This is a genomic window from Geodermatophilus sp. SYSU D00703 (assembly GCF_054050155.1).
This window is the reverse complement of sequence record NZ_JBJGYU010000047.1, coordinates 24,274-31,299: the sequence shown is the minus strand read 5'-3', so window position 1 is coordinate 31,299 and position 7,026 is coordinate 24,274. Positions and strand designations below refer to the sequence as shown.

General features: G+C 74.2%; 7 protein-coding genes and 1 pseudogene. 6 read left to right on the top strand and 2 right to left on the bottom strand.

Features of this window, described 5'->3' with window-relative positions; translation table 11 throughout:
* From ACI782_RS24615 to ACI782_RS24600, 4 genes and pseudogenes are all read left to right on the top strand, one after another.
* Positions 1-238: pseudogene (locus ACI782_RS24615) on the top strand (S-(hydroxymethyl)mycothiol dehydrogenase); the annotation flags it as partial.
* A complete protein-coding gene (locus tag ACI782_RS24610; protein WP_456912747.1) occupies positions 235-849 on the top strand; it encodes an MBL fold metallo-hydrolase in 615 nt (204 codons plus the stop codon). The pseudogene ACI782_RS24615 and the gene ACI782_RS24610, both read left to right, overlap by 4 nt.
* Positions 839-1,756, top strand: coding sequence for a methylenetetrahydrofolate reductase (locus ACI782_RS24605; RefSeq protein ID WP_456912746.1), 918 nt, complete (start codon positions 839-841; stop codon positions 1,754-1,756). The genes ACI782_RS24610 and ACI782_RS24605 overlap by 11 nt, the downstream gene beginning before the upstream one ends.
* A 13-nt stretch (positions 1,757-1,769) precedes the next feature.
* The gene (locus ACI782_RS24600; RefSeq protein ID WP_456912745.1) at positions 1,770-2,660 is read left to right on the top strand and encodes an MBL fold metallo-hydrolase; all 891 of its coding nucleotides are present in this window, start codon (positions 1,770-1,772) and stop codon (positions 2,658-2,660) included.
* A 110-nt stretch (positions 2,661-2,770) separates the two neighbouring features.
* Here ACI782_RS24600 and ACI782_RS24595 read toward each other — a convergent pair whose 3' ends face one another.
* The gene (locus tag ACI782_RS24595) at positions 2,771-3,892 is read right to left on the bottom strand and encodes an aromatic ring-hydroxylating oxygenase subunit alpha (RefSeq protein WP_456912744.1); all 1,122 of its coding nucleotides are present in this window, start codon (positions 3,890-3,892) and stop codon (positions 2,771-2,773) included.
* A gap of 295 nt (positions 3,893-4,187) precedes the next feature.
* Positions 4,188-4,988: an IclR family transcriptional regulator gene (locus ACI782_RS24590; protein ID WP_456912743.1), complete on the bottom strand. Its 801-nt coding sequence runs from the start codon at positions 4,986-4,988 to the stop codon at positions 4,188-4,190.
* Positions 4,989-5,117: 129 nt separating this feature from the next.
* On the opposite strand from ACI782_RS24590, the gene ACI782_RS24585 reads away from it, so the two are divergent.
* Positions 5,118-5,438 carry a bifunctional 3-phenylpropionate/cinnamic acid dioxygenase ferredoxin subunit gene (locus tag ACI782_RS24585; RefSeq protein WP_456912742.1) on the top strand — a complete coding sequence of 107 codons (321 nt, stop codon included), beginning with the start codon at positions 5,118-5,120 and terminating at the stop codon, positions 5,436-5,438.
* Positions 5,435-6,607, top strand: a complete 1,173-nt coding sequence (locus ACI782_RS24580) for an NAD(P)/FAD-dependent oxidoreductase (RefSeq protein ID WP_456912741.1) — start codon at positions 5,435-5,437, stop codon at positions 6,605-6,607. The genes ACI782_RS24585 and ACI782_RS24580 overlap by 4 nt, the downstream gene beginning before the upstream one ends.
* The last annotated feature ends 419 nt before the right edge of the window (positions 6,608-7,026 follow it).

Here is a 7,026-nt window from a genome sequence, read left to right as displayed (position 1 = left end):
GGAGATCACCCTGCCGCTGATCGAGGTCTTCGGCCGCGGTGGGGCGACGAAGTCCTCCTGGTACGGCGACTGCCTGCCCTCCCGCGACTTCCCGATGCTCATCGACCTGTACCTGCAGGGCCGCTTCCCGCTCGACCAGTTCGTCAGCGAGGCCGTCGGCCTGGACGACGTGGAGGAGGCGTTCGACAACCTGCGCCGGGGCGAGGTGCTGCGCTCGGTGGTGGTGTTGGACAAGTGAGCACCCGCATCGCCCGGCTCGTTCCCTCCAGCACCCCCGGCCCGGACGGGCGGGACGTCGACGTCGACGTCGACACCAACGCCTGGCTGGTCGGCGACGACGACGAGGTGCTCGTCATCGACGCCCCGCACCGCGCCGAGCCGATCGTCGAGGCGATCGGCGGCCGCACCGTGACGGCCATCGTGCTCACCCACGGGCACAGTGACCACATCACCGCCGCGGTGGCGCTGCGCGAGGCCACCGGCGCGCCGCTCTGGGTCAACCCCGCCGACCTCGGACTCTGGCGGGCCGTCCACCCGGGAGCGCTGCCCGACTCCGCCGTCGGCCACTGCACGCCCTTCCCCGTGGCCGGGACGCTCCTGCTCTCGATGCACACACCTGGCCGGAGCCCGGGAGGCACCTCGCTCTACTCGCGGGACCTGGGCACCGTCTTCGCCGGCGACACGCTGCTCCGCGGCGGGCCCCGTGCCACGGCGCACTCCCCCGGCGACGAGCCGACCCTGCTCGCCTCCATCCGCTCGTGCCTGCTGACCCTCCCCGAGGACACGGTGGTCAAGACCGGCCACGGCGACGACACGACCATCGCCGAGGAGGCGCGCCGTGCCCGTTGAGGTCCCGGGCCCGACCAGAGCGCCCACGGACGACGGCCGGCCGGCGCGGCGGCACTCCCGGGTGGCGCTGGAGCGGGCGCTGCGGGCGGCGAGCTACGAGGTCCTGCCGCTGCGGGGTGCCGAGGAGTCGGTCGTCGAGCACGTGCCCCGGACCGTGCCCCTCACCGTGACGGTGACCGAGGCCAAGGGCCTGACGCCCACGCTGGAGCTGACCGAGCGGTTGTCCCGCCACGGGTTCCCCGTCACCCCGCACCTGGCCGCCCGGCTGGTCCGCGACGCAGCGCACCTCGCCGACGTCGTGGCGCGCCTGGACGCCGCCGGCGTGGACGGCGTGTTCGTGATCGGCGGCGACGCCGCCGAACCCGCGGGGGCGTTCCCCGACGCGCTGTCCCTGCTCGAGCGGCTGGAGGTCGTGGGTCACCGCTTCCGGCACGTGGGGATCGGCGGCTACCCCGAGGGGCACGGGCACATCGGCCCCGAGCTGATCGAGCGGGCGCTGGAGCAGAAGGCCCCGCACGCCACCCACGTCATCACGCAGCTGTGCTTCTCCGCGGCGACCACCGAGGCGTGGGCGCGGCAGGTGCGGGCGCGGGGCGTCGACCTGCCCATCCGGATCGGGCTCCCCGGCGCGGTGACCCGCCAGAAGCTCGTGCGCATCTCGGCCGGGCTCGGGCTCGGGCAGTCCGCCCGCTTCCTGGCGAAGCAGCACAGCATGTTCTGGCGCTTCTTCCTGCCGCACGGCTACCGGCCGGACCGCCTGGTGGAGCGCCTCGCACCCGCCCTCGGGCGCCCCGAGCACGGCCTGCAGGGCTTCCACCTCTTCACGTTCAACGAGGTGGCGCGGACCGAGGCGTGGCGGCAGGACCGGCTGGCGCGCCTGTCCGATGCCGGGTGCGATGACCGCTGAGCGGAGCGCGCCCGTGTCGGACCGGGACGTGTCGTACGGGGGTGTCACCGTCCTCGGCTCGCCGGAGGGAGGCCGCTACCCCGGCGGGAACTCCCTGCTGATCCGCGGGACGAGGGGCACCGTGCTGGTCGACCCCTCGCTCGAGGTCCACCGGCGGGGCGGGCTGCCGGACGCCGTGGACCTGATCGCGGTCAGCCACGCCCACGAGGACCACCTGGCGGGGCTGCACCTGTTCCCGGACCGGCCGGTCCTCGCCCACTCCGCCGAGGTCGCCGCGGTCCGCTCCCCCGAGGTCCTGCTGGCGGGCTTCGGGCTGGGGCCGGACGAGGCCGGGGACTTCGCGGGCGAGCTGCGCGACACCTTCTCCCTGACCGCGCGCCGGGACGTCGGCACGTTCGCGGACGGCGACGTGCTCGACCTCGGCGGCCGGACGGTGACCGTGCTGCACCTGCCGGGGCACACCGCGGGTCACTGCGGCTTCCTGGTCGAGCCCGACGGCTTCCTGTTCCTCGCCGACGTCGACCTGACGTCCTTCGGCCCCTACTACGGCGACCTGTCGAGCAGCCTGGAGGAGTTCGAGGCGTCGCTCACGCGCCTGCGGGAGGTCGAGGCACGCTGGTACGGGACCGCCCACCACGTCGGCGTGCTCGAGGGGCGCGCCGCCTTCCTCGCCGCGCTGGACCGGTTCGCGGCGGTCATCCGGCGTCGGGACGACGTGCTCCTGGAGCTGCTGCGCCGGCCGCGGACCCTCGAGGACGTCGTCGCGCACCGGCTGGTGTACCGGCCGCACGTCCGGTCGCCCCTGGTCGCGGCGGTCGAGCGGCGGACCGCCGTCCTGCACCTGGAGCGGCTCGAGCGCCGCGGCGCGGTCGTCGCCACCGACGACGGCTACCTCACCGTGTGACGGACGCGGCCCCGCGGCGCACCGGTGAGCACGCGCCGCGGGGCCGGGTGGACGACGGCCCTCCAGCCCCCGCCGCCAGCCTGCGAGCGGAGGGCAGGAGGGCCCGACCGTCAGCGCGCCAGGCGCTGCGTCAGCCAGTCGTGGAAGGCGCCGATGTGGTGCTCGGAGGGCACCAGCACCCCGCCGTTGGCGTAGGCGCGCGAGGACATGGCCGGCTGGGTCCGCTCGCAGGCGGCGAAGTCCTGCTCGTTGACCCGGTGGAACAGCTCCACCGACCGGGTCACGTCCTTGCCCGACTCGACCACCTCGTGCGAGTACAGCCAGTCGCACTCCACGATCGTCCGGTCGGCCGCGACGGGGAACATGCGGTGGAAGATGACGTGGTCGGGCACCAGGTTGACGAAGACGGTCGGCTTGACCGTGATGGCGTAGTAGCGCCGGTCCTGGTCCTCGTCGACGCCCGGCAGCCGGTCGAAGCCCTCGCTGCCGTCGACGGTGAAGCCCTGGACGTCGCCCCCGAACTCCGCGCCGTGCCCGACGAAGAACTGCGCCGCGTAGCCGTCGGCGAACTCGGGCAGCACCTCGGTGAGCTCCGGGTGGATGGTCGCGCAGTGGTAGCACTCCATGAAGTTCTCGATGATGAGCTTCCAGTTCGCCTGGACGTCGTAGGTGATGCGGCGCCCCACGGACAGCGAGTCGAGGTCGTAGTGGTCGATCGCCTCCACGCTGCCGAGGCGCTCGACGATGTCGCCCATGACGTCGTCCTCGAAGGACGGGGGCTCCTTCGCCAGGCACACCCACGCGTAGCCCAGCCACTCCCGCAGCGCCACCTTGACCAGGCCGTACTCGACCCGGTCGATGTCGGGCATCTTGGTCAGGTTCGGGGCCGCGATGAGCTTGCCCTCGAGGTCGTAGGTCCACGCGTGGTACGGGCACCGGAAGGCCCGGTTGGTCGCGCCCGAGTCCTCCGTGCAGATCTGCGCACCGCGGTGCCGGCAGATGTTGAGGAACGCGCGCAACTGCCCGTCCCGGCCGCGGACCACGAGGACGCTCTCGGTGCCCACCTGGACCTTCTTGAAGGAACCGGGCTTGGCCAGGTCGTTCGACCGCACGACGCAGAACCACATGTCCTCGAAGACGTGCGACTGCTCCAGCGCGAAGACGGCGGGGTCGGTGTAGTAGTGGCCCGGCAGCGTGGAGATGAGGCTCGCGGGCTGGTCGGTGGTGGTCATACGGCACCTCGGGGTTCCGTCGGGCGAGGTGGAGGCACTCGCCGGAGGTCGGACTACGCAGGTCTGCGACGTACCACGGCCGCCATCCGCCAGCGAGCTCACGGCGACCGACGTGTTGCACATTACAGAGCGCGTCGCGCACTACGCAACAACGTGAGGACGCAGAAATCCCGCCCGGACCACCGCTCGCCAGGTGCGCCGCCGTCCCGGCGTGTGCACGCAGCGCCCGCGCGACGCCGCCCTGTCCGCGTCGTGTGGACACATCGCGAACGCGGGGGGACGACGTCCCTCTGGGTCAGCGCGGCTGACCGAAGAAGCCCAGCCTCCTGCTCAGCTCGTCGGCGCCCGACACCACCCGCCGGGCCAGCCGCGAGAAGTCGTCGGGGTCCATCCGGAAGGACGGCCCCGAGACGCTGAGAGCCGCGACCACGTCCCCGTCCACGCCGCGGACGGGCGCGGCGACGGCGTTGAGCCCGACCTCGTACTCCTCGACCGTGCTCCCCCACCCCTGCTCGACGATCCGGTCGAGGTCCTGTCGCAACGCCTCGGGATCGGTGACCGTGGTGGGGGTGAAGCGCGGCAGCTCCCGGGAGAGCACGTCCTTGCGGACGGCGTCGGCAGCGTGGGCCAGGAGCACCTTCCCGCTCGACGTCGCGTGCAGCGGGGTGCCCTGCCCCACCCAGTTGTGGGTGCTGAGCGCGGCCGGCCCCCGGGCCTGACTGACGTTCACCGCACGGTCGCCGTCCAGGATGGCGATGTTGACCGTCTCCTCGAGGTCGGCGGCCAGCGCGTCGCAGATCGGCCGCCCCTCGCGGGCGATGTCCAGTTGCGCGGCGGCCGCGCCGGCCAGGCGCACGACGCCGAAGCCCAGCCGGTACTTGCCGCGGTCGGCCAGCTGCTCGACGAACCCGCGGCTCTCCAGCGCGGCGACCAGCCGGAAGGCCGTGGACTTGTGCACCCCCAGCTCGGCGGCCACCTCGGTGACGCCGGCCTCCCCCTGGGCCGCCAGGATCTCCAGGACGCTCAGCGCGCGGTCGACGGACTGGACGACGGCGACCGAGCCCCGGTCGGCGTTCTCTCCCTGCGGCCCACTCATGACCTCAGGGTAGGTCGCAGGACCACCCGGCTCGGGCGCTCCTCTTGACGATGGCATGACGCCCGAGCATGCTGTTGCGCTATCAGCACAGCGTTGCGAATACCGCAACTCCGATGAGCTGGAGCGCCCATGATCCCGGTCTGCCCCATCACCGCTCTGCCGCCCGGCGAGGCGACCCGAGTCGAGGCCGAGGAGCCCATCGCGGTCTTCAACGCCGACGGCGAGTTCTACGCGATCGACGACACGTGCACCCACCAGGACGCCTCGCTGGCCGACGGCTGGCTGGACGGCTGCGCCGTGGAGTGCCCCCTGCACGCCTCCTGCTTCGACCTGCGCACCGGGAAGGTGTCCGGCCCGCCGGCCAAGACACCGGTCCGCACGCACCGGGTCGTCGTGCAGGACGGCATGGTCTACGTGCAGCCCGGCATCCCCGCGGAGGGTGCCGCGTGACCCCCACGGTCGCCGTCGTCGGGGCCTCCCTGGCCGGCCTCTCGGCGGCGCGCGCGCTCCGCGACCAGTCCTACGACGGCCGCATCGTGGTCATCGGCGACGAGGTGCACGCGCCCTACGACCGCCCGCCGCTGTCGAAGGAGTTCCTCGCCGGCACGGCGTCGCTCGACGACATCGCCCTGGGCGCGCCCGACGACGAGGGCCTCGGCCTCGAGTGGCGGCTGGGCACCACGGCGGTCGGGCTGGACCCCGCCACCCGCTCGGTGCTGCTGAGCGACGGTGGCGAGGTCCGGGCCGATGGCGTCGTCCTCGCCACGGGCGCCCGTGCCCGGCGCCTGCCCGGCCACGAGGGCCTCGACGGCGTGCACGTGCTGCGCTCCCTGGACGACGCGATCGCCCTGCGCGCGGACCTGGCCGCGGCGCAGCGGCTCGTCGTGGTCGGCGCCGGCTTCATCGGGGCGGAGGTGGCCTCCACGGCCCGCACGCTCGGGCTGGAGGTCACCGTCGTGGAGGCGCAGCCCGTTCCGCTCGCCGGCCCGCTGGGAGCCGACATGGGTGCGGTCTGCGCGGGGTTGCACACCGACCACGGCGCCCGCCTGCTCGTGGGCACCGGGGTCGCCGGTCTCGTCGGCACCGGCCGGGTCGAGGCGGTCGACCTGACCGACGGCACCCGCCTGCCCGCCGACGTGGTCGTCGTGGGGATCGGCGCCGTCCCGAACACCGAGTGGCTCGCCGACTCGGGCGTGGCCCTCGGCAACGGCGTCCTCACCGACGCGCGCGGCGCCACCAACGTCCCCGGCGTGGTCGCGGTGGGCGACTGCGCCGCGGCGTGGTCGGCCGCCGCGGAGCGGCACGTCCGCATCGAGCACTGGACCTCCGCGCTCGAGCAGCCGGCCACCGCGGTCGCCACGCTGCTGGGCGCCGGGGAGCCGGCGCCGACGCCGGTGCCCTACTTCTGGTCCGACCAGTACGGGGCCCGCATCCAGTTCGCGGGTTCGCGCCGCGAGGGCGACGTCGCCCGCGTGGTGGAGGGCGACTGCGCCGACCGCAGCTTCCTGGTGGTCTACGAGCGCGACGGGCAGCCCGTCGCCGTCCTCGGGATGAACCAGCCCCGCCTCTTCACCCGGTGGCGTCGACAGCTGCGCTCGGCTGTCGCAGCCGCGACCTGACGTCCGGCCGGACCCGGCCGCCGCAGTCGGGTCCGGCCCGACTCGGAACCGAAACGCCCCTGGGCCGCCGTTCCACCGGGAACGGCGGCCCAGGGGCGTTCGGCTGCGGTGCCCCACCGCCTCCGGTCACCGGGGTTGCGCTCGGCCGCGCGGGTGGGGGCGGGGAACGGCTCGGCCCACCCGGCCGGGGGGACGAACCGCGCCGGCCGGTGCGCTCCACGGGGCCGCGCCGCGCCGGGCGCCTCGGCGGACCAGGACGCACCAGGGCGGGCCTTCCCCGGCGCCCGGAGGGACCTGCAGCCAGGTGCCCCAGGGCGGTCCCTGGTTTCGTCACAGGGTCTTCGGCGGCCGGAAGGCAGCTGCCGCGGCGCCGGCGGGTGCTCCCGAGCCGCGCGGGCGCACCGCCCGGCGGCGCGCCC

What these genes read in the sequence shown, in the direction of transcription:
- ACI782_RS24595 (WP_456912744.1), bottom strand. Translation starts at nt 3,892, where the DNA reads ATGACCACCACCGACCAGCCCGCGAGCCTCATCTCCACGCTGCCGGGC.
- ACI782_RS24590 (WP_456912743.1), bottom strand. Translation starts at nt 4,988, where the DNA reads ATGAGTGGGCCGCAGGGAGAGAACGCCGACCGGGGCTCGGTCGCCGTC.
- ACI782_RS24585 (WP_456912742.1), top strand. Translation starts at nt 5,118, where the DNA reads ATGATCCCGGTCTGCCCCATCACCGCTCTGCCGCCCGGCGAGGCGACC.